Origin of the sequence: Pseudomonas sp. RIT-PI-a (assembly GCF_001187875.1) — a bacterium.
In the GTDB taxonomy this organism is placed as follows: domain Bacteria; phylum Pseudomonadota; class Gammaproteobacteria; order Pseudomonadales; family Pseudomonadaceae; genus Aquipseudomonas; species Aquipseudomonas coleopterorum.
Genome location: NZ_LGIR01000018.1, coordinates 17914 through 39567, shown reverse-complemented (window position 1 = coordinate 39567; position 21654 = coordinate 17914). Strand labels below are relative to the sequence as shown.

Here is a 21654-nt window from a genome sequence, read left to right as displayed (position 1 = left end):
TTTTCGCGTTGCCTGACCTTCGTCTCAAGACTTTTCACACAGACCCTAGATCCCCACCCGGTGGGGATCATTTTGGATACAGCGGCGGCAACCCGGCGTTGTCAGCGGCCGGATCCAGGGCCGGGCCGCTGCGCAGGATACTGCCGATCGCGCGCCACAGTTCCTCGCCTTGCCAATACTGGCCGCTTTCACTGTAGAGCGCTCCATTGAGTCCATCCAGGGCGTCTGACAACGGCACGAAGCGCGCCGCCATGTCGGCCAGTGTCTCCGGTTGCTGACGCGCCCAGGCGTCCAGGGCCTGACGAGTAGCCTGAGGGTCATTGGCCTGGCACGCGCGCTTGAGGTCATCGAGCAAGGTGCGCGGGCTCGGTCCGCTTTGCGCTGTGCGCAGCACCGCCGGCTGTCCCCGGGCCCGCCACCACAGTGCAAAGCCAATCATCGTGGTGAACAGCAGCATCACGCTGGCCAGTTTCCAAGGCCAGGCCACGTCCGGCTCGGCATCGCCGTTGCCGACCGGCGCATCGACCATCAGGCCGGCGTTGCCAGCGACCTCCAGGCTGCGCGCCGGCAGAGCGGTACGCTCCAGATGGTCTTCGTGGGTATTCCACCAGACCACCTCGACGCTCGGTAATTGCAGGGTGCCGCTGCGTGCGGGTACCAACGCTTCACGCTCCTGGCGGGTGCCGGTCAGGCCTCGCTCATCGGTCCGATTGCTCAGCTGGGGCTGATCCGGGTAGCGGCGCAGGCCTTCCACCTGGGTATCCGGCAGGTCCGGCAGTTGCGCGCTGGAAAGGCCTTCGGCCTTGACCTCCAACGTACGGGTCAGAGAATCGCCGACCTGGCTGCTGGGCGGATCGGGGTTCCAGCTTTCAGTCAGGCTCAAGCTGCGTGCCGGCAACCAGGGCACATCGGCAGGGTAGGCAGCAGGGACACCGTTCACGGTCAACGACATCGGTGCAGACGTCACCCGGATCTGCTTGCCTGGCTGCGGCGCGTTGTTGCCGCTCTCGCCCGGTGCGGCCTGTTCGACCGTGGTGGCGGTGAACACCAGCGCCGGAATCGACACCTCGCCACTGCGTTGCGGATAAATGGCATAGCGCGTCTCGATGACGCCGTGGCGGACACCGTTGATGATCTTCTCGAACGTTCGCGACCCACCCAGCGGCTCGACGCGTGCATCGGCCAACTGCAGCGGCGTCAGGTTGCTGTCGTCGTACAGCGGCACCGAGTGATAGATGCGCACGGTCAACACCGCCTGGGCCTGCACATAGACACTGTCGCCATCCAGGCTGGCATCGATGAACACTGGCGCCATGTTCGCCCGCGGCGGCTGGTCACTGTGCAGCACCTGCAAGAGGATCGGCTGGCTGCGCAGTTCGCCCAGTTGCAGGGGGGCGATGGTCACGCTGCCGGTCTGGCGCGGAAGCAGGGTGATAATCCAGCGGGTCGTGGCCTGGTGGTCGCCATCCAGGCTGGTGAGGCGGTTGACCTGACGTGTGTCGCGCACCTCGAACGGACCTTCGAGCGGCGTCAGATCGGGCTTGCCGAACTGCGTGACATCGTTGGTTTCCAGGGTCAGCTCGACCGTTTCCCCCGAGTTGAGCCGCGAGCGATCGACGCTGGCTACTAACGTGGCGGCCTGCGCCCATTGGGCCAGCACGGCCAGGGTTGCACTGATGCAGAGGGCACTGAGGCGACTCATCGAATCTTGTCCTGATGCTGTTGCTGTTCGTACCAGAATTTACGCCGCAACAGTTCGGCCGGATCGTCCGGAATCTGCCGCAACCATTGCTCCAGTGCCTGGCGTTGCTCGGCATCCAGGCTGGTCTGGGCCGGGCGTGGCGGTGGTCGGGTCGTGGAATCGTCGTCTGGCGGTTGGGTCGGTGGCGAGGATTGTGCCTGATTCTGATCCCCCCCGGCTTGCCCGGCAGGGCTTTCCTGACCACTCTGGGTCTCGGTGTCCTGGGCGTGCTCGTCGGCCGTGGCGGACGAATTCGGCTCCTGCCCGTCTGGCGCCGTGGCGCCCGGTGCCTGCGGTTTGTCGGGGGGGCTGGCTGAAGTTGCAGGAGGCTCGGTCGGCGCCTGGCGCAGCAACTGTTCCACCAGCGCACGGTTTTCCAGTGCTGGCCGCAGGTCCGCCTGACGCTCCAGGGCCTGGTCGTAGGCGTCCAGCGCCGCTTCCAGCTCGCCGCTGCGGGCCAGGGCATTGCCGCGGTTGTAGTGGTCACGGGCGCTGTCGCCCTGAGCGAAACGCTCGGCGGCCGCCTCGTAGTCGCCGGCCTCGTACAGCGCCATGCCTTGCCACTGCGCATCGGTAAAACGCCGCGCGGCCTGGGCCGGACGCTGCTGTTCGAGCAAGGCCTGCCCTTGCTGATCACGGCGTAGCCAAAGGTCCTGGAACTCGAAGGCATAGCCGGGCTGCGGCGCCATCATCAAGCACAGCGGCAGGCAGAACAGCCAGCCGCGACGGCCAGCAAGGGCGGCTAGAAACAGCAGGGGCAGCAGCAACCAGTGACCTTGATCGGCCCAGCTGTCCAGCTGTTGCGTGGTGCCATTGCTGCGCAACACTGCTGGGCGATCGAACAGTCCGAGGTTGCGCAGATCCAGGTCATCCATACGTGCCTGGCGGTACAGGCCGCCGACGTCGGCGGCGAAGCTGCGCAGCCCGGCCCCGTCGAGGCGGGACAGGCGGATCGCACCTTGTTCGTCCTTGAGGAAGTCGCCGTTTTCCTGCTTCACCGGCGCACCGTCGCGGGTGCCGATCCCCAGGATCAACAACTGTGGCGAGTGGTTGTCCAGACGCTGGGCAATACCCCTGCGCTCTGCTTCGGACAATTGCGACGTCAGCAGCAGGATGCGTCCCTGGCCCTGTTCGGCCTGGTCGAGCAGCTCGAGGGCTCGTTGTACGCCGAGGTCGGCGCGCTGGCCTTCGACCGGCATGATTGAAGGCTTGATCGCCTCCAGCAGGTTGCGGCTGGTGCCCAGGTCGTCGGACAGCGGCACCAGCACGTGGGCGCTGCCGGCGTAGACGATGAGGGCCGTCTGCGCATCGCGACGTGCGTTGAGCAGGTCCAGCAGCTTGCGCCGGGCCTGTTCCAGGCGATTGGGCGCCACGTCGGTGGCAAGCATTTCGGGATTCAGCGCCAGGACCACCACCAGCGGGTCGACGACCGTTCGGCCGGGCTGCTCGATGCGCTGCCAGCTGGGGCCCAAGAGGGCTACGCCCGTCAACAGCCAGGCCAGGCCCAGCACGATCCACGGCGCCTTGCTCTGGCGACCGCTGCCACCGCCCAGCAATACCGCGTGAAAGTGGCGCGGCAGCAGCAACTGCCAACGCCCGGCGCGTTTCTGCCGGTGCCACAGTTGCCAGAGTAGCCAGGCCAGCGCAGGCCAGGCCAGCAGCCACCAGGGCCGGAACCAATGCGGCCACGCCTCGATCATTTGCGCCTCCGCAACTGCAGCCGCTCCAGGCGCTCGCGCCACTGCGGTGCGGTCGGCAGAAACCGGCGCTGGCGCAGAAACCGTTGCAGCGGATTGTTCGGCCAGTTCTCGCGCACCACCAGCAATACGCTGAGCAGCAACGCCGCGCTCAACGGCCAGATGTACAGGGCCTGCGCCGGACGGGCCTGGGTGGGCTGCTGGTCGACCGGTTCCAGCGTATCCAGGCTGGCGCCGATGGCCTGCAGCTGGTCGCCGTCGCGGGCACGGAAGTACTGACCGCCGGTGATCTGCGCGATCTCTCGCAGGCTCGGCTCGTCCAGATCCAGGCTGGGGTTGAGGCCGAGCATGCTCAGCGCGCCATCGGCGCTGGGGTCGGCGCCGATGCCGATGGTATGGATGCGCACATGCTCCTGAGCCGCCAGGCGCGCCGCCGTGATGGGGTGGATCTGACCGCCGTTGTTGGCGCCATCGGTGACCAGAATCAATACCCGGCTCTGCGCCGGGCGCTGGCGCAGACGCTTGAGCGCCAGGCCGATCGCATCGCCGATCGCGGTGTTCTTGCCGGCGATGCCGATGCGCGCTTCGTCCAGCCATCTACGCACCGTGCGTCGGTCGAAGGTCAGCGGCGCCTGCACATACGCCTTGCTGCCGAAGAGGATCAAGCCGACCCGATCGCCCTGGCGATGTTCAAGAAAGTCGCCCAGCAGGCGCTGGACCAGCTCCAGCCGGCTGACGTCCTCGTTCTGCCAGCGCATGTCGGGGTAATCCATGGACCCGGACACATCCACCGCCACGAGCAGGTCGCGACCGCTGGCGGCGATGGGCAGGGGATCACCCAGCCACTGCGGGCGTGCCGCGGCGATCAGCAGCAACAGCCACAGCAATACGTAGGGTGCCTGTTGCGGCCAGGTCGGCAGGCTGATCCGTGCACGGCGACCGGCCAGCCCTTCGAGTTCATCGAGAAAGCTGACCTTGAGCGCCGCCTCGCCGCTGTCGGCTGGCGGCAACAGCACGCGCAGCACCCAGGGCAGCGGCAGCAGGGCGAAGACCCACAGCCAGGCAAACTCAAACATGCTTGCGTATCCAGGTTTCGACCGACTGCTGCAGGCCGGCGATGGCCTTGTCGTCAAGCTTGCATTCGGGTTTGTAGACCCCTTCCACCAGCACCATCCAGCGCGTGAGGCCGGCGGCGGGGCAGCGGTTGTCGAGAAATGCCAGCCACTGGCGGCCATTGAGCACATGGCTGTTGGCGTTCGGGTAATGGTTGCGGCACAGGCGCTTGAGCAGCCCGTTGATCTGCTGCAACCAGGCGCCTGCGGGGGCGCCGTCGTAGGGTCTGGGCAGGCGGGCCAGCTCTTCCAGCGCGCCTTGGCGCACAGGATCCAGAGGTTGCTCGGCTGCAACAGGCAGCATGACCTTGCGCCGCCAGCGGTGACGCCAGTGCCAGCCGGCCCATGCCAGCGTCGGCAGGAGCACCGCGAGCAGCCACCAGCCGGGCGCCGGTGGCCAGAGGCCGATCGGCGGCGGCGCGATCAGGGGCTGCAGTTGCTCGAGCGTGCTCATTTGAGTTTGCCCGGCCGTTGCGGATTGAGGTACTCACGCAGTTGCTCGATCATTTCGCTTTGAGTGCTCAAAGGCATCAGCAGCACGCGCAGTTTCTGCGCCAGGCGTTCCCACCGAGCGATGCGTGCCTCGCTCAGGGCGCGATAGGCCAGGCGCATGTCCGGATTCAGTGTATCGATATCCATCTGCCTGCCGCGCTGGGCGAAACGCAACAGCCCGGCGGCCGGCAGCGCATGGTCGAGCGGGTCGGAGACTGGCAGCAATAGCAGGTCGCAGTGACGCGAGAGCAAACTGAGCTGCTGCTCGGCGCCATCGGTGAGCGCCCGTTCGTCACAGATGACGATGGCCAAACTGCCAGGGCGCAGTACCTCCCGTGCCCGGCGCAGGGCCATGCCCAGTGCGTCCTTCTCCGGCAACGCTTCGGTGTGCAGTGATTGATTCACATGGACCAGACGATTGAGCAGCTGCAGCAGGCTCTGCTTGCTGCGCCGGGGCTTGATTTCATAGTGCTCGCCATCGCCGAACACCAGCCCGCCGACCCGGTCGTTATGCCCCAGCGCCGCCCAGCCGATCAGGGCGGCCGCCTGGGCCGCGAGTACCGACTTGAACATCTGGCCGGAGCCGAAGAACAACCGTCGGCTCTGTTCGACGAGAATGAAGATCGGCCGCTCGCGCTCCTCATGGAACAGCTTGGTGTGCGGCTCCTGGGTGCGTGCGGTGACGCGCCAGTCGATGCTGCGCACATCGTCGCCGGCCTGATAAACCCGCACCTGGTCGAAATCCACACCGCGTCCGCGCAGCTTGGAATGATGCAAACCGATCAATGGGCTGCGCTGGGCCGGGGTGGAGAACAGCTGCACCTCGCGCACCCGGTGGCGCATTTCGATCAGCTCGGCCAGGCTGATGCGAATGCCAGGCTCTGGCCTCGGCTCCTGGCTCATGGGCTCAGGCGACGGCCACGACGTCGAGGATGCGCTGGATCACGCGATCCTGGTCGACACCGGCGGCTTCTGCCTCGAACGACAGGATGATGCGGTGGCGCAGGACGTCGAAGAGCACGGCCTGGATGTCTTCGGGGCTGACGAAGTCACGTCCTGCGAGCCAGGCGTGGGCCCGTGCGCAACGATCCAGCGAGATGGACCCGCGCGGGCTGGCACCGTAGGCCAGCCACTCGCCGAGCTCGGCGTCGAACTTGCTCGGGGTGCGCGTCGCCATGACCAGTTGCACCAGGTATTCCTCCACCGCGTCGGCCATGTACAGCCCGAGGATTTCCTTGCGCGCGGCGAAAATCGCCTGCTGACTGACACGCCGCTCCGGCTTGGTTTCGCCATTGAGCGCCTCGCCCCGGGCCTGCTGCAGAATGCGCCGCTCCACGGCTGCATCCGGAAAGCCGATCTTGACGTGCATCAGGAACCGGTCAAGCTGTGCCTCGGGCAGGGGATAGGTGCCTTCCTGTTCGATCGGGTTCTGCGTGGCCATCACCAGGAACAAGGGCGAGAGGTCGTAGGTGCTGCGCCCGACACTCACCTGGCGCTCGGCCATGGCTTCGAGCAGCGCCGACTGGACCTTGGCCGGCGCCCTGTTGATCTCGTCGGCGAGCACCAGGTTATGAAAGATCGGACCCTGCTGGAACACGAAGCTGCCGGTTTCGGGTCGATAGATCTCGGTGCCGGTGATGTCGGCGGGCAGCAGGTCCGGAGTGAACTGGATACGATGGAACTGCGCTTCGACGCCTTCGGCCAGTTCCTTGATCGCTTTGGTCTTGGCCAGCCCCGGCGCGCCCTCGACCAGCATGTGACCGTCTGCCAGCAACACGATCAGCAGGCGCTCGACCAGTTTCTCCTGGCCGAGAATCTGCGTGGAAAGAAAGGTTCGCAGCGCGATCAGCGCTTCACGATGTTCCATCGTTGACGGTTCCTGAAGAAGGGACCGAGTACGCGGGTGAGGGCGTCTTGGCCGGGGGCAGCTACTTTAATGCATTGGGGGGTGGGAGAGGAATCGGCGTGTTCGACCGGGCACCTCTGAGTCCAGCAGGAGCGGCCAGTGGCCGCGAACAAGCTTGCACGGCCAGAGAGATCGGTTGGGTCGGCCGGCCATTTCGCGGCCACTGGCCGCTCCTACACGTATGCAGATAGACAGGGCTGCGGCGAGCGAGGTCAGTTGATTTCCAATGTCCCGAGACCCGCCAGCAAAATCCTCAACGTCTCCCCGATCTCCGCCAGTTCCGCGGCATCGCTGGCATGCTCGATTTCCAGCAGATCATCGCCACCGAACACATCGGCATCTGCAGCGGCCACCTCCACCAACAGGCGGTTGGCGCTCAGGGTCACCTTGAGGTCACGCAGCAGGTAAGGGTCTTCGCCGAGGGTGATTTCCAGCTCTTCTTCGTCCGGAAAACGCGTCATCAGAAACATTTCCCCTTCGCTGCCATGGCAGCAGAGCAGGGCCATGTCGTCTTCTTCTTCGTCGCGAGGGTTGGCCATCAGCAAAGAGGCGGTCATGCGCATGCGGGAGGTCCCATTGTAGGAAAGTGGCGTGATTATACCGGTAAAGCTGCAAGGTGGCTGGAACGCCCGTGCCAGCGGGCTCGTACGATAACTCCTGCATGACCGAATATGTCGCCGCACCGCAAGAGTGCATGCCGGGCTCTGGGTAAGCTAGGTCGTTGGACCTCTTGAATGTCGCCCTGCAGCGTCGGATTGGCTATGGTTGATCCGAACCGGGGTGACCTGCGACGCTTCACCCAATAACAAAGCCCAAGCGGAGTACCACAGATGGCGTTCTTCACCGCAGCCAGCAAAGCCGACTTCCAGCATCAACTGCAATCGGCCCTGGCTCAGCACATCAGCGAGCAGCAACTGCCACAAGTGGCGCTGTTCGCCGATCAGTTCTTCGGCATCATCTCGTTGGACGAACTCACCCAGCGCCGCCTCAGCGACCTGGCCGGCTGCACCCTGTCGGCGTGGCGCCTGCTGCAGCGCTTCGATCATGCCAAGCCGCAGGTGCGGGTCTACAACCCCGACTACGAACGTCACGGCTGGCAGTCCACCCACACCGCGGTCGAGGTGCTGCATCACGACCTGCCGTTCCTGGTGGACTCGGTGCGTACCGAGCTCAACCGCCGCGGCTACAGCATTCATACCCTGCAGACCACCGTGCTCAGCGTGCGCCGAGGCAGCCAGGGCGAGCTGCTCGAAGTGCTGGCCAAGGGTGCCCAGGGCGAAGACGTCCTGCATGAATCGCTGATGTACCTGGAAATCGACCGCTGCGCCAACGCCGCCGAACTCAACGTGCTCGCTCGCGAGCTGGAGCAGGTGCTGGGCGAGGTGTGCATTGCGGTGCAGGACTTCGAGCCGATGAAGGCCAAGGTCCGTGAAATGATCACCCTGGTGGAGCAGACCGCGTTCGCCAGCGACGAGCAGGAAAAGGCCGAGATCAAGGCCTTCCTCGAATGGTTGACCGACAACCACTTCACCTTTCTGGGCTACGAGGAATTCGTGGTCGATGCCGACGCCCAGGGCGGTCAGCTCAGCTACGACCCCGCGTCCTTCCTCGGCCTGACCCGGCTGCTGCGCGCCGGCCTGAGCAGCGAAGAACTGCACATCGAAGACTACGCCGTGCAATACCTGCACGAGCCGATGCTGCTGTCCTTCGCCAAGGCGGCCCATCCAAGCCGCGTGCATCGTCCGGCCTATCCGGACTACGTGTCGATCCGCCAGATCGATGCCGACGGCAAGGTGCTCAAGGAATGCCGCTTCATGGGCCTGTACACCTCGTCGGTGTATGGCGAGAGCGTGCGCGAGATCCCCTACATTCGCCGCAAGGTCGCCGAGATCGAACGCCGCTCCGGTTTCCATGCCAAGGCACACCTGGGCAAGGAACTGGCCCAGGTGGTCGAAGTGCTGCCGCGTGACGACCTGTTCCAGACGCCGATCGACGAGCTGTTCAGCACGGTCATGTCGATCGTGCAGATCCAGGAGCGCAACAAGATCCGCGTGTTCCTGCGCAAGGACCCCTACGGCCGTTTCTGCTACTGCCTGGCCTATGTGCCGCGCGACGTCTATTCCACCGAAGTGCGGCAGAAGATCCAGCAGGTGCTGATGGAGCGCCTCAAGGCCACGGACTGCGAGTTCTGGACGTTCTTCTCCGAGTCGGTGCTGGCGCGTGTGCAGCTGATCCTGCGTGTGGATCCGAAGAACCGCATCGACATCGACCCGCAGCAGCTGGAAAACGAAGTGATCCAGGCCTGCCGCTCGTGGCAGGACGACTACGCCAGCCTGACCATCGAAAGCTTCGGCGAGGCCGCCGGCACCAACGTGCTGGCCGATTTCCCGAAAGGCTTCCCGGCCGGTTTCCGCGAGCGCTTCGCGGCGCACTCGGCGGTGGTGGACATGCAGCACCTGCTGGCCCTGTCCGAAGCCCGCCCGCTGGTGATGAGTTTCTATCAGCCACTGGCGCAGAGCGGTGAACGCCAGCTGCACTGCAAGCTGTACCACGCCGACACGCCGCTGGCGCTGTCGGACGTGCTGCCGATCCTGGAGAACCTGGGTCTGCGCGTGCTCGGCGAGTTCCCGTACCGCCTGCGTCATCGCAGCGGCCGCGAGTACTGGATCCACGACTTCGCCTTCACCTACAGCGAAGGCCTGAACCTGGACATCCAGCAACTCAACGACACCCTGCAGGACGCCTTCGTCCATATCGTGCGCGGCGACGCCGAGAACGATGCGTTCAACCGGCTGGTGCTGACCGCAGGCCTGCCGTGGCGCGACGTCGCCCTGCTGCGTGCCTACGCGCGCTATCTCAAGCAGATTCGCCTGGGCTTCGATCTGGGCTACATCGCCAGCACCCTGAACAACCACACCGATATCGCCCGCGAACTGACGCGGTTGTTCAAGACCCGCTTCTACCTGGCACGCAAGCTGGCCGGCGACGACCTGGACGACAAGCAGCAGCGTCTGGAACAGGCGATTCTCACCGCCTTGGACGACGTTCAGGTGCTCAACGAAGACCGCATCCTGCGTCGCTACCTGGACCTGATCAAGGCCACCCTGCGCACCAACTTCTACCAGCCGGACAGCAATGGCCAGGTGAAGTCGTACTTCAGCTTCAAGTTCAACCCCAAGCTGATTCCCGAGCTGCCCAAGCCAGTACCCAAGTTCGAGATCTTCGTCTACTCGCCACGGGTCGAGGGTGTTCACCTGCGTTTCGGCAATGTCGCCCGTGGTGGCCTGCGCTGGTCGGACCGCGAGGAAGACTTCCGTACCGAAGTGCTGGGCCTGGTCAAGGCGCAGCACGTAAAGAACTCGGTGATCGTGCCGGTGGGCGCAAAAGGCGGGTTCGTCCCGCGCCGCCTGCCTCTGGGCGGCAGCCGCGACGAGGTGCAGAACGAGGCGGTGGCCTGCTACCGCATCTTCATCTCCGGGCTGCTCGACATCACCGATAACCTCAAGGACGGCAGCGTCGTGCCGCCGGCCAACGTCGTGCGTCACGACGATGATGACCCGTACCTGGTGGTGGCTGCGGACAAGGGCACCGCGACCTTTTCCGACATCGCCAACGGCATCGCCATCGACTACGGTTTCTGGCTCGGCGACGCGTTCGCCTCGGGCGGCTCGGCAGGCTACGACCACAAGAAAATGGGCATCACCGCCAAGGGTGCCTGGGTGGGCGTGCAGCGGCATTTCCGCGAGCGCGGCATCAACGTGCAGAAAGACAGCATCACTGTCATCGGCATCGGCGACATGGCTGGTGACGTGTTCGGCAACGGCCTGCTGATGTCCGACAAGCTGCAACTGGTGGCGGCGTTCAACCACCTGCATATCTTCATCGACCCCAACCCGGAACCCGCCAGCAGCTTCGCCGAACGTCAGCGCCTGTACGACCTGCCGCGCTCGGCGTGGAGCGACTACGACACCTCGATCATGTCCGCCGGTGGCGGGATCTTCTCGCGCAGTGCCAAGAGCATCGCCATCAGTGCGCAGATGAAAGAGCGTTTCGACATCAAGGCCGACAAGCTGACCCCGACCGAACTGCTCAATGCGCTGCTCAAGGCACCGGTCGACTTGCTGTGGAACGGCGGTATCGGTACCTACGTCAAATCCAGCGACGAAAGCCATGCGGATGTGGGCGACAAGGCCAACGACGCACTACGCGTCAACGGCAACGAGCTGCGCTGCAAGGTGGTGGGCGAGGGCGGCAACCTGGGCATGACCCAACTGGGGCGTGTCGAGTTCGGCCTCAACGGCGGTGCCACCAACACCGACTTCATCGACAACGCGGCCGGGGTGGATTGCTCCGACCACGAGGTCAACATCAAGATCCTGCTCAACGAAGCCGTGCAGGCCGGCGACATGACCGAGAAGCAGCGCAACCTGCTGCTGGGCAGCATGACCGAGGAAGTCGGCCATCTGGTGCTGGGCAACAACTACAAGCAGACCCAGGCGTTGTCGCTGGCGGCGCGCAAGGCCTATGAGCGCCTGGCCGAGTACCGTCGTCTGATGGCCGACCTCGAGGCGCGTGGCAAGCTCGACCGGGCCATCGAATTCCTGCCGACCGAGGAGCAGCTCAACGAGCGCGTCGCGAACAAGCAGGGTCTGACTCGGGCCGAGCTGTCGGTGCTGATCTCCTACAGCAAGATCGACCTCAACGAAGCGCTGCTGGCCTCGCCAGTACCCGACGACGTCTACCTGACCCGCGACATGGAAACGGCGTTCCCGCCGTCGCTGGTCAGCAAATACGCCGAGGCCATGCGCAGCCACCGCCTCAAGCGCGAGATCGTCAGCACCCAGATCGCCAACGACCTGGTCAACAACATGGGCATCACCTTCGTCCAGCGTTTGAAGGAGTCCACGGGCATGACGCCGGCCAGCGTGGTCGGCGCCTACGCCATCGTGCGCGACATCTTCCACCTGCCGCACTGGTTCCGCCAGATCGAGGCGCTGGACTATCAGGTCTCCGCCGATGTGCAGTTGGCGTTGATGGACGAGCTGATGCGCCTGGGCCGTCGCGCCACCCGCTGGTTCCTGCGCAGCCGCCGCAACGAGCTGGACGCCGGTCGCGACGTGGCGCACTTCGGTCCTCACATCGCGGCCTTGGGTCTCAAGCTCGACGAACTGCTCGAGGGGCCGACCCGCGAGCGCTGGCAGGCCCGCTACCAGGGCTACGTCGAGTCAGGCGTGCCGGAATTGCTGGCGCGCATGGTCGCCGGCACCAGCCACCTGTACACGCTGCTGCCGATCATCGAGGCGTCGGATGTGACCGGTCAGAATGCCGCCGAAGTGGCCAAGGCGTTCTTCGCCGTGGGCAGCAAGCTGGACCTGACCTGGTACCTGCAGCAGATCAGCAGCCTGCCGGTGGAGAACAACTGGCAGGCACTGGCCCGAGAGGCGTTCCGCGACGACATCGACCTGCAGCAGCGGGCGATCACCATCTCCGTGCTGAAGATGCAGGACGCGCCTGGAGACGTCGAGGAACGACTGGATCTGTGGCTGGAACAGCATGAGGTGATGGTCAAGCGCTGGCGCGCCATGCTCGACGAGATCAAGGCGGCAACAGGGACCGATTACGCCATGTATGCGGTGGCGAATCGTGAGCTGATGGACCTGGCGTTGAGCGGGGGGGTGCAGGTCAGTTGAGGCCAGCGTTGATTTCTGCAGGTCCTTGTGGGAGCGGGCTTTGCCCGCGAAAGCGTCGGACCTGCTGACTGCGACATTTACCTCCACCCACAAAAAAACCCGTCAAATGACGGGTTTTTTTGTGCAGCTCATTTCAGCGTGGCATCAAGCCTGAACCACCGGAATGTTCGCGTTGGCCGCGGCATCGCGGAACTCGGCGATCTGGTCGAAGCTCAGGTAGCGGTACACATCGGCAGCCATGCTGTCGATGCTGGCCGCGTACTCCATGTACTCCTCGACGGTCGGCAGCTTGCCCAGGATGGAGGCAACGGCAGCCAGCTCGGCGGACGCCAGGTACACGTTGGCACCATCGCCCAGGCGGTTCGGGAAGTTACGGGTCGAGGTCGACACCACGGTGGAGTTGGGTTCCACGCGTGCCTGGTTACCCATGCACAGCGAGCAGCCCGGCATCTCCATGCGCGCGCCAGCCTTGCCGTAGATGCCGTAGTAGCCTTCTTCGGTCAGCTGATGGGCATCCATCTTGGTCGGCGGCGACAGCCACAGACGGGTCGGCAGTTGGCCCTTGACCTTGTCGAGCAACTTGCCGGCAGCGCGGAAGTGGCCGATGTTGGTCATGCACGAACCGATGAACACTTCGTCGATCTTCTCGCCCTGAACGGTGGACAGCAGACGTGCATCGTCCGGGTCGTTCGGTGCGCACAGGACCGGCTCTTTCAAGTCGCTCAAGTCGATTTCGATGATCTCGGCGTATTCGGCGTCGGCATCGGCACTCAGCAGTTCCGGGTTGGCCAGCCAGGCTTCCATGGCCTGGGCACGACGCTCCATGGTCCGCGCATCGCCGTAGCCTTCGCTGATCATCCAGCGCAGCAAGGTGATGTTCGACTGCAGGTACTCGGCGATGGCCTTTTCCGGCAGCTTGATGGTGCAACCGGCGGCGGAGCGCTCGGCCGAGGCGTCGGAGAGTTCGAATGCCTGCTCGACGGTCAGGTCGTTCAAGCCTTCGATTTCCAGGATGCGACCCGAGAAGGCGTTGATCTTGCCTTTCTTCTCGACGGTCAGCAGGCCTTTCTGGATGGCGTAGTACGGAATCGCGTGGACCAGGTCGCGCAGGGTGATGCCTGGCTGCATGGTGCCCTTGAAGCGCACCAGCACCGACTCGGGCATGTCCAGCGGCATGACGCCGGTGGCGGCCGCGAAAGCCACCAGGCCGGAACCGGCCGGGAACGAGATGCCGATCGGGAAGCGGGTGTGCGAGTCACCACCGGTGCCGACGGTGTCCGGCAGCAGCATGCGGTTCAGCCAGCTGTGGATGATGCCGTCGCCTGGACGCAGGGACACGCCACCACGGGTGCGGATGAAATCAGGCAGGGTGTGGTGGGTGGTCACGTCGATCGGCTTTGGATAGGCCGCGGTGTGGCAGAAGGACTGCATGACCAGATCGGCCGAGAAACCCAGGCACGCCAGGTCTTTCAGTTCGTCGCGGGTCATCGGGCCAGTGGTGTCCTGAGAGCCGACGGTGGTCATCTTCGGTTCGCAGTAGGTGCCGGGACGCACACCCTTGCCTTCGGGCAGGCCACAGGCCTTGCCGACCATCTTCTGCGCCAGGGTGTAGCCCTTGCCGGTATCGACCGGGGCTTCGGGCAGCTTGAACAGATCGGTCGGGCCCAGGCCCAGCTCGGCGCGCGCCTTGTCGGTCAGACCGCGGCCGACGATCAGCGGGATACGGCCGCCAGCGCGGACTTCGTCGAGCAGTACGGGCGTCTTGAGTTCGAAGGTGGTGATCACCTCGTCGCTGTCGTGCTTGCAGACTTTACCCTGGTGCGGGTAGAGATCGATCACGTCGCCCATGTTGATGTTCGACACGTCGAACTCGATCGGCAGGGCGCCGGCGTCTTCCATGGTGTTGTAGAAGATCGGAGCGATCTTGGTGCCGAAGCAGAAACCGCCGGCACGCTTGTTCGGCACGTACGGGATGTCGGTACCGAAGAACCACAGCACCGAGTTGGTGGCCGATTTACGCGACGAACCGGTACCGACCACGTCACCCACGTAGGCCACGGGGTAGCCGTCGGCGTACATCTGGGCAATCTGCTTCATCGGGCCGATCGAGCCCTGGACGTCGGGCACGATGCCTTCGCGGGCCATTTTCAGCATGGCCAGGGCGTGCAACGGGATGTCCGGGCGCGACCAGGCGTCAGGCGCCGGGGAGAGGTCGTCGGTGTTGGTTTCGCCGGTGACCTTGAAGACCCGCAGGCTGATCTTGTCGGCCAGGGTCGGACGCTTCTTGAACCACTCGCCATCGGCCCAGGACTGCAGCACGCCTTGAGCGTGGGTGTTGCCATTCTTGGCTTTTTCCGCGACGTCGTGGAAGGCATCGAACATCAGCAGGGTGAACTTGAGCTGTTCGGCAGCCACCGGCGCCAGGGTGGCGTCGTCGAGCAGTTCGACCATGGTGGCGATGTTGTAGCCGCCCTGCATGGTGCCGAGCAGTTCCACGGCACGCTTGCTGTCGATCAGCGGGGAGGTGGCTTCGCCCTTGGCCACGGCGGAAAGGAAACCGGCCTTGACGTAGGCGGCTTCGTCCACCCCTGGTGGTACGCGGTTGGTGATCAGGTCGACCAGGAAGGCTTCTTCGCCGGCGGGAGGGTTCTTCAGCAGCTCGACCAGGCCTGCGGTTTGTTCGGCGTTAAGCGGCTGGGGCACGATACCCTGGGCGGCACGCTCTTCGATGTGTTTGCGATAGGCTTCAAGCACAGTTATTACCCTCATCAGTGGTCCCGGAAGGGACGCTCATCCAGGGAATGCCTGCATCCATGCGCACGGACTTTTCGGCCGTTCAGCCAGGAGGGCAGGTATTCCTTACAGAAGCTGTTTTCAAAGTTTTACGCCTGTAGAAGGGAAAGCTGATGAGGGCTGGCACCGGATGAACGGTGCCAACACCCTTCTACTGGATCGACTGTGCTCGTGACGCTTTGAAAACAGCTTCCAATGGACATTGGCGCCTAAAAAGGCTGCATGATTCTACGTTAATTCGCGCAGGAAGTTAAGTTAAGCCCCACGATTTCTGGGGTGACCCCTGTTAGACAAAGGACTAACATGCGCCCGGTGTTCCACCGTCCAGTGTGCTGATCCGCCATGTCCAACCATTCCATCAAGACGCCCTGCGTGGGCCTGTGCTCGACCGTCTACGGGGACCTCGTGTGCCGTGGCTGCAAGCGCTACCACCATGAAGTCATTCACTGGAACGGCTACGACGAAGCGCAGAAACGCGCGGTGTGGGTGCGGCTGGAGCAGTTGCTCGTGCAGGTCATGGTGGCCAAGCTGGAAGTGTTCGACCCCTTGAAGCTGCGCCAACAACTGGAACAACGCAAGATACGTTTCGTCGAGCGGCAGTCGGAGTACTGTTGGGCCTACCAGCTGATTGCCCGTGGAGCCCGGGTGATCAACAACCTGGAAGCCTATGGCCTGGTGCTGCTGCCCGAGTTCCGCGACTGGGATCTGCCACAACTGCGCGATGCCATCGATCGGGAATTCTTCATTCTCTCGGAGGCGCATTACCAGCGCTATATCGCGCCATCGTTCGTGCGCGAGCTGACCGAACAGCGCATTATCTGAAGCTGACTCCGTGGCGATGCCTTCACGGGCAGAGACCCGCTCCCACAGGGACCGCGCTCGCTCTTGTGTGGGAGCGGGTCTCTGCCCGCGAACAGGCTACCCCGATCACTCTATATTTCTGGATACCCCATGCTCATAGTCGCCGACGAAAACATTCCGCTGCTCGACGCTTTTTTCGAAGGCTTTGGAGAAATCCGTCGCTATCCCGGCCGGTCGATCGATCGCGCGGCGGTTGCCGAGGCCGACGTTCTGCTGGTGCGCTCGGTGACCCAGGTCGACCGCGCCTTGCTTGAAGGCAGCCCGGTGCGCTTCGTCGGCACCTGCACCATCGGCACCGACCATCTGGACCTCGACCACTTCGCCGAGGCCGGCATCCGTTGGGCCAGCGCCCCGGGCTGCAATGCCCGTGGTGTAGTCGACTACGTGCTGGGCAGCCTGCTGACCCTGGCCGAGGTCGAAGGCCTGCCGCTGAACGGGCGTTGCTACGGCATCGTCGGTGCCGGGCAGGTCGGCGGGCGACTGGTCCAGGTACTGCGCGGGTTGGGCTGGGATGTGCGGGTATGTGATCCCTTTCGCGAGACCAGCGAAGGCGGTGACTTCGTCAGCCTGGAGCACATCGTCGAACACTGCGACGTGATCAGCCTGCACACGCCGCTGACCCGCAGCGGCGCTCATCCGACCTGGCACCTGTTCGACGAAGCGCGTCTGCGCGCCCTCAAACCGGGCACCTGGCTGATCAATGCCGCGCGCGGCCCGGTGATCGACAACGTCGCACTGCGTCACGTCCTGCTGGCGCGCGAAGACCTGCAAGCGGTACTCGACGTCTGGGAGTGGGAGCCTGCGGTCGATCGCGAACTGGCCGACTGCTGCGTGATCGGCACGCCACACATCGCCGGCTACAGCCTCGACGGTCGCCGCCGTGGCACGGCGCAGATCTATCAAGCCTTGTGCGAGTTCCTCGGGCGCAATGCCGACGTGCAGTTACAAGACCTGTTGCCCAAACCCTGGCTGGGAGAGGTGAACCTGAGCGCCGACACCGATCCGGACTGGGCGCTGGCCATGCTGTGCCGCGGTGTCTACGACCCCCGTCGTGATGATGCCGATTTCCGCCGCAGCCTGGATGCAGATACCGATCGACAGCGACTTGCCTTCGACCAGTTGCGCAAGCAGTACCCGCCACGCCGCGAGATCGAAGGCCTGCGCGTGCGTATCGACGGCCCGGCACCTGTGCTCGAGCGCATCGTCGCCGCCCTGGGTGCGGTCCTGGTTTAGCCGAGCCCGAGAAACACGAACCCGGCCGTCTGTCATTTCTGTCAGGGCCGGGTTTGAAAGGCAGTGAAGCGAGTGGTTCGATCAGACGTTGCCAGCGGGTTTGACCACGTGCTCTTCCAGCTCGCGACAGGCTTCCTGCACCATGTCTTCGGTAATGGGCACTTCGCGGCCCTGCTCGTCGATGATCGAACCACCGACGGGCTCATGGGGATGCACCCGTACCACTTCGATGCTTTTCTGCGTGTCGTCATGCGAGCTCATGGCCTGTCTCCTCTTCAGGTGTTTGCGCCGTTTGTTACGGCCTGCTTCCTAGCTGACTTTGTGCGATTCATGGAGTTCCACTGTAGTCGATCCCGCGTCCGGGTGTAGGCTTGTGGACCCTCTGAATACGGATCATCCCCCTTGCAGCTATTGTCTTCAAGTCAACGTCGTGGCCTGCGCCTGGCGTGGCGTTTTGTACGCCCTTATCGATGGCAGGCCATCGGCGCGCTGCTGGCGTTGCTGGTCACCGCCGGTATCACCCTGTCCATGGGGCAGGGCATTCGGATGCTGGTCGACCAGGGCTTCATGACCCAGTCCACGCACCTGCTCAACCGCTCCATCGCGGTGTTCATGGTGTTGGTACTGGCCCTGGCGACGGGGACCTTTGCGCGGTTCTACCTGGTGTCCTGGATCGGCGAGCGCTGTGTCGCCGATATCCGCAAGCAGGTCTTCGATCATCTGGTCCACCTGCACCCGGCGTTCTACGAGAACAACCGCAGCTCAGAAATCCAGTCGCGGCTGACCACTGACACGGCCTTGCTGCAATCGGTCATCGGCTCGTCGCTGTCGATGTTTCTGCGCAACCTGCTGATGGTGATCGGCGGCGTGGTGCTGCTGTTCATCACCAATCCCAAGCTCACCAGTATCGTGGTGGTCGCCTTGCCGCTGGTGCTGGCGCCGATCCTGATGTTCGGTCGCCAGGTGCGGCGTCTGTCGCGACAGAGCCAGGATCGCATCGCCAACGTCGGCAGCTACGTCGCCGAAACCCTGACTCAGATCAAGACGGTGCAGGCCTACAACCACCAGGGCGAGGACCAGCGACGCTTCGCCGTGACCGTGGAGCAGGCGTTCGACACGGCCAGGCGGCGCATCGTCCAGCGCGCCTGGTTGATCGCGCTGGTGATCGTGCTGGTGCTGGGCGCAGTGGCAGTGATGCTGTGGGTGGGTGGCATGGACGTGATCGGCGGACGCATTTCGGCCGGCGAACTCGCTGCGTTCGTGTTCTACAGCCTGATCGTCGGTAGCGCCTTCGGCACCCTCAGTGAGGTGGTCGGTGAACTGCAACGCGCTGCTGGCGCTGCGCAACGGATCGCCGAACTGTTGCAGGCGCGCAGCGCGATTCAGCCGCCCACCGAGGGCTTGCAGCAGTTGCCGTCGCGAGTGACCGGCGCGTTGGCTCTCGAGGAGGTGGTCTTTGCCTACCCGACGCGGGAGGATGCACCGGCCATCCGGGGCATGAGCCTGACGGTTCGACCGGGCGAGACCCTGGCCCTGGTCGGGCCCTCCGGCGCCGGCAAGTCGACGCTGTTCGAACTGTTGCTGCGGTTCTACGATCCGCAGCAGGGCCGCCTGCTCATCGACGGTATCGACCTGCGCCAGCTTGACCCGCAGGACCTGCGTCGACATTTCGCCATCGTTTCGCAGACGCCGGCGTTGTTCTTCGGCAGCGTCGAGGACAATATCCGCTATGGTCGCGCCGACGCCACCGCCGAGCAGGTCGAGACGGCTGCGCGCATTGCCCATGCCCATGACTTCATCGTGCAGCTGCCGCAGGGCTATCAGACACCGCTGGGCGACGCCGGCATGGGACTTTCAGGCGGACAGCGCCAACGCCTGGCGATTGCTCGGGCCTTGCTGGTCGACGCGCCCATCCTGTTGCTGGACGAAGCCACCAGCGCCCTGGATGCGCAGAGCGAACACCTGATCCAGCAGGCCTTGCCTACGTTGATGCAGGGCCGCACGACGCTGGTCATCGCCCACCGTCTGGCCACGGTGCAGAACGCCGACCGCATTGCAGTGATTGATCAAGGGTGTCTGGTGGCGCTGGGAACCCACGCCGAGCTGGTGGCCAGCAATACTCTGTACGCGCGCCTTGCGCACCTGCAGTTCGGGCGTTAGAGCGGACGGCCCCCAGGGCTGGGGGCCGGAATCATCAACGGTACTGGCAGAGGTAGGCGGTTTCCACTTCCACGGTCAGCTGAAACTTGCTGTTGGCCGGTACATCGAACTGGCTGCCGGCGGCGAAGGTCTGCCAGTCGCTGGCATCGGGCAGCTTGACCGTCAGGGCGCCGGATACCACGTGCATGACTTCGCTCTGGGCCGTACCGAATTCATACTCGCCCGGCGCCATGACGCCAATGGTGGCGGGGCCGTCAGCTTCGGTGAAAGCGATGGACTTGACGGTGCCGTCGAAGTATTCGTTGACCTTGAACATGAGTCGGTTCCTTGCGAAGGGGGTGGAAAGGGCTGGCCAGTATGCCCAAGCCCTGGCAGGTCGTCATCCGCTTTAGGGCGCCAGCACCAAGGGCAGCAGGCGCGCGGTATTGCGCGCGTCTTCCAGGGCCCGGTGCTGCTGGCCGCTGAACTGCAGGCCGGCCAGTTGCAAGGCGCTGGTCAGGCCTAGCGGGCGCGGCAATTGCCGAGACTTGGCGAAGCGCTGCTTGAGATTGATGTGCGGCACCCGCGCCAGCACGCTCTCCAGGTTGTGCTGCTGCCAGTCCTGCAGCAACTGCAGGCGGTCATAGTCGCCCCAACTGACCCAACCCTGCAGCTGCCCCCGATGAGGCGCCAGCCACTGCTCGAAGCTTCTCCAGACCTGGGTCAGGACCGCTGCAGTGTCCACGTCCGCCTGGCCGATGTGCGTCAGCTCGCGGCAGAACGGCGTCAGACTGGGGCGGCGCACCGGTTTGACGAAGCGCTGGAAATGGTCGACCTCGTGCCCGTCGCGATTGACCAGGCTCGCACCGATCTCGATGATTTCCATTTCAGTGACCGGCCAACCACCTTCGTCGGTGGTGGCTTCCAGGTCGATGACCAGCCAATGCGGCATACCAGGCTCCCAGGCACATGCGCTTAGAGGCTAGAGCCCAACTTGATGCAAAGAGTTCCGAGATCCGGGAACAGGAGAGCGGGGCAGGCCGCCGCAGGCGGGGTCGAGGGTGTCAGGCGCATATACAGGGTTTAGCAGTTGTCAGCCCGACGTAAAACCCCTAGCGTACGTGCTTCGCAAAACGGCTGGTGAGGGTTCTCTGTCTTGAAGTACGGTTATCTTAAGGCGGCCCTGCTACGTCTGTTGCTGGCCGGATGGGCCTTTTGGGTTCCGGGCGCGCAGGCGGCCCAGGAAGTGCGTGTCGGCGCCGCCCATTTTCCACCCTATGTCGTGCACCCCGAACAAGGGAGCGACCAAGGCCTGCTGCCGCTGCTCATCGATCAGCTCAACCAGGTGCAGACCAACTGGCACTTCGTTCTGGTGCCTACCTCGATCGCTCGACGTTATCAGGACTTCGAGAAGGGCAGGGTCGACATGGCGATGTTCGAGAACCCACTGTGGGGCTGGCAGCGCATCAAACACAGCGCGGTCGATCTGGGGCTGGAGGATGCCGAGGTCTTCGTGGCACTCAAGGACGGCAATGATCAGGAGGTCTTCGCCGACCTGAATGGCAAGCGCATGGCGTTGTTCTACGGCTATCACTATGCGTTCGCGGATTTCGACGCCAACCCGCAGTACCTGTTGCGCCGCTTCAACGCCGTATTGACGTATTCACATGAAAGCAACCTGATGATGATCGTGCGCAAGCGTGCCGACATCGCCTTGGTGACGCGGTCGTTCCTGGCGGATTTCATCGCTCACAATCCGGAGGTCGGCGCGCAGTTGCTGGTCTCCCAACGAGTCGATCAGATCTATCGGCACTATGCGCTATTGCGCCCCGGTGCGCCCATCACAGCCGAGGAGTTCGCCGCGCTGATGCAGCAGATGCACGCCAGCGGCAGGTTGCAGCCCATCTTCACACCCGCCAAGGTAGCGGTGCTGGAGCAACCCGCCCCTCGAGTCGCCGTGCGCCATCCGGCAGCCAAGCGCTGAAGGGGG

16 protein-coding genes are annotated in these 21654 nt (G+C 64.2%); 5 read left to right on the top strand and 11 right to left on the bottom strand.

Annotated elements, in window-relative coordinates; all coding sequences use genetic code 11:
* Positions 1–67: 67 nt before the first annotated feature.
* The 7 genes from AC788_RS12960 to AC788_RS12930 all read right to left on the bottom strand — a co-directional run bounded on the left by AC788_RS12960 (position 68) and on the right by AC788_RS12930 (position 7511).
* Entirely contained in the window at positions 68–1702 is a 1635-nt protein-coding gene (locus AC788_RS12960; RefSeq protein WP_049861004.1) for a BatD family protein, read from the bottom strand.
* Complete coding sequence (locus AC788_RS12955; RefSeq protein WP_049861003.1) at positions 1699–3441, bottom strand: VWA domain-containing protein; 1743 nt, start codon at positions 3439–3441, stop codon at positions 1699–1701. The genes AC788_RS12960 and AC788_RS12955 overlap by 4 nt, the downstream gene beginning before the upstream one ends.
* Complete coding sequence (locus AC788_RS12950; RefSeq protein WP_049861002.1) at positions 3438–4514, bottom strand: vWA domain-containing protein; 1077 nt, start codon at positions 4512–4514, stop codon at positions 3438–3440. The genes AC788_RS12955 and AC788_RS12950 overlap by 4 nt, the downstream gene beginning before the upstream one ends.
* Positions 4507–5004 carry a DUF4381 domain-containing protein gene (locus tag AC788_RS12945; protein ID WP_049861001.1) on the bottom strand — a complete coding sequence of 166 codons (498 nt, stop codon included), beginning with the start codon at positions 5002–5004 and terminating at the stop codon, positions 4507–4509. The genes AC788_RS12950 and AC788_RS12945 overlap by 8 nt, the downstream gene beginning before the upstream one ends.
* The gene (locus AC788_RS12940; RefSeq protein ID WP_049861000.1) at positions 5001–5945 is read right to left on the bottom strand and encodes a DUF58 domain-containing protein; all 945 of its coding nucleotides are present in this window, start codon (positions 5943–5945) and stop codon (positions 5001–5003) included. Before AC788_RS12940 ends, AC788_RS12945 begins: the two co-directional genes overlap by 4 nt.
* A 4-nt stretch (positions 5946–5949) precedes the next feature.
* On the bottom strand, positions 5950–6909 hold the full coding sequence (locus AC788_RS12935; protein WP_043187645.1) for an AAA family ATPase: 960 nt from the start codon (positions 6907–6909) through the stop codon (positions 5950–5952).
* A 251-nt stretch (positions 6910–7160) separates the two neighbouring features.
* Positions 7161–7511: a hypothetical protein gene (locus AC788_RS12930; protein WP_049860998.1), complete on the bottom strand. Its 351-nt coding sequence runs from the start codon at positions 7509–7511 to the stop codon at positions 7161–7163.
* A gap of 267 nt (positions 7512–7778) precedes the next feature.
* On the opposite strand from AC788_RS12930, the gene AC788_RS12925 reads away from it, so the two are divergent.
* Positions 7779–12638: an NAD-glutamate dehydrogenase gene (locus tag AC788_RS12925; RefSeq protein WP_049860997.1), complete on the top strand. Its 4860-nt coding sequence runs from the start codon at positions 7779–7781 to the stop codon at positions 12636–12638.
* 144 nt (positions 12639–12782) lie between these two features.
* On the opposite strand, the gene acnB is transcribed toward AC788_RS12925, so the two are convergent.
* Positions 12783–15392, bottom strand: coding sequence for a bifunctional aconitate hydratase 2/2-methylisocitrate dehydratase (gene acnB / locus AC788_RS12920; protein ID WP_049860996.1), 2610 nt, complete (start codon positions 15390–15392; stop codon positions 12783–12785).
* 381 nt (positions 15393–15773) lie between these two features.
* Here acnB and AC788_RS12915 point away from each other — a divergent pair, with 381 nt between their 5' ends.
* A complete protein-coding gene (locus AC788_RS12915) occupies positions 15774–16253 on the top strand; it encodes a DUF1289 domain-containing protein (RefSeq protein ID WP_049860995.1) in 480 nt (159 codons plus the stop codon).
* 129 nt (positions 16254–16382) lie between these two features.
* Complete coding sequence (gene pdxB, locus AC788_RS12910; RefSeq protein WP_049860994.1) at positions 16383–17525, top strand: 4-phosphoerythronate dehydrogenase PdxB; 1143 nt, start codon at positions 16383–16385, stop codon at positions 17523–17525.
* A gap of 81 nt (positions 17526–17606) precedes the next feature.
* On the opposite strand, the gene AC788_RS12905 is transcribed toward pdxB, so the two are convergent.
* The gene (locus AC788_RS12905) at positions 17607–17786 is read right to left on the bottom strand and encodes a PA1571 family protein (protein WP_049860993.1); all 180 of its coding nucleotides are present in this window, start codon (positions 17784–17786) and stop codon (positions 17607–17609) included.
* Positions 17787–17927: 141 nt separating this feature from the next.
* On the opposite strand from AC788_RS12905, the gene AC788_RS12900 reads away from it, so the two are divergent.
* Complete coding sequence (locus tag AC788_RS12900; protein WP_049860992.1) at positions 17928–19685, top strand: ABC transporter transmembrane domain-containing protein; 1758 nt, start codon at positions 17928–17930, stop codon at positions 19683–19685.
* Positions 19686–19719: 34 nt separating this feature from the next.
* Here the strand turns inward: AC788_RS12900 and ppnP are convergent, their stop codons facing one another.
* Positions 19720–20001, bottom strand: coding sequence for a pyrimidine/purine nucleoside phosphorylase (gene ppnP / locus AC788_RS12895; protein WP_049860991.1), 282 nt, complete (start codon positions 19999–20001; stop codon positions 19720–19722).
* A gap of 72 nt (positions 20002–20073) precedes the next feature.
* A complete protein-coding gene (locus tag AC788_RS12890; protein ID WP_049860990.1) occupies positions 20074–20616 on the bottom strand; it encodes an exonuclease domain-containing protein in 543 nt (180 codons plus the stop codon).
* A gap of 204 nt (positions 20617–20820) precedes the next feature.
* On the opposite strand from AC788_RS12890, the gene AC788_RS12885 reads away from it, so the two are divergent.
* Positions 20821–21648 carry a substrate-binding periplasmic protein gene (locus AC788_RS12885; RefSeq protein ID WP_236690519.1) on the top strand — a complete coding sequence of 276 codons (828 nt, stop codon included), beginning with the start codon at positions 20821–20823 and terminating at the stop codon, positions 21646–21648.
* Positions 21649–21654 lie beyond the last annotated feature (6 nt).

Coding starts and splice junctions, on each gene's coding strand:
- AC788_RS12960 (WP_049861004.1), bottom strand. CDS start 1,702: ATGAGTCGCCTCAGTGCCCTCTGCATCAGTGCAACCCTGGCCGTGCTG.
- AC788_RS12955 (WP_049861003.1), bottom strand. CDS start 3,441: ATGATCGAGGCGTGGCCGCATTGGTTCCGGCCCTGGTGGCTGCTGGCC.
- AC788_RS12950 (WP_049861002.1), bottom strand. CDS start 4,514: ATGTTTGAGTTTGCCTGGCTGTGGGTCTTCGCCCTGCTGCCGCTGCCC.
- AC788_RS12945 (WP_049861001.1), bottom strand. CDS start 5,004: ATGAGCACGCTCGAGCAACTGCAGCCCCTGATCGCGCCGCCGCCGATC.
- AC788_RS12940 (WP_049861000.1), bottom strand. CDS start 5,945: ATGAGCCAGGAGCCGAGGCCAGAGCCTGGCATTCGCATCAGCCTGGCC.
- AC788_RS12935 (WP_043187645.1), bottom strand. CDS start 6,909: ATGGAACATCGTGAAGCGCTGATCGCGCTGCGAACCTTTCTTTCCACG.
- AC788_RS12930 (WP_049860998.1), bottom strand. CDS start 7,511: ATGCGCATGACCGCCTCTTTGCTGATGGCCAACCCTCGCGACGAAGAA.
- AC788_RS12925 (WP_049860997.1), top strand. CDS start 7,779: ATGGCGTTCTTCACCGCAGCCAGCAAAGCCGACTTCCAGCATCAACTG.
- AC788_RS12915 (WP_049860995.1), top strand. CDS start 15,774: ATGTCCAACCATTCCATCAAGACGCCCTGCGTGGGCCTGTGCTCGACC.
- pdxB (WP_049860994.1), top strand. CDS start 16,383: ATGCTCATAGTCGCCGACGAAAACATTCCGCTGCTCGACGCTTTTTTC.
- AC788_RS12905 (WP_049860993.1), bottom strand. CDS start 17,786: ATGAGCTCGCATGACGACACGCAGAAAAGCATCGAAGTGGTACGGGTG.
- ppnP (WP_049860991.1), bottom strand. CDS start 20,001: ATGTTCAAGGTCAACGAATACTTCGACGGCACCGTCAAGTCCATCGCT.
- AC788_RS12890 (WP_049860990.1), bottom strand. CDS start 20,616: ATGCCGCATTGGCTGGTCATCGACCTGGAAGCCACCACCGACGAAGGT.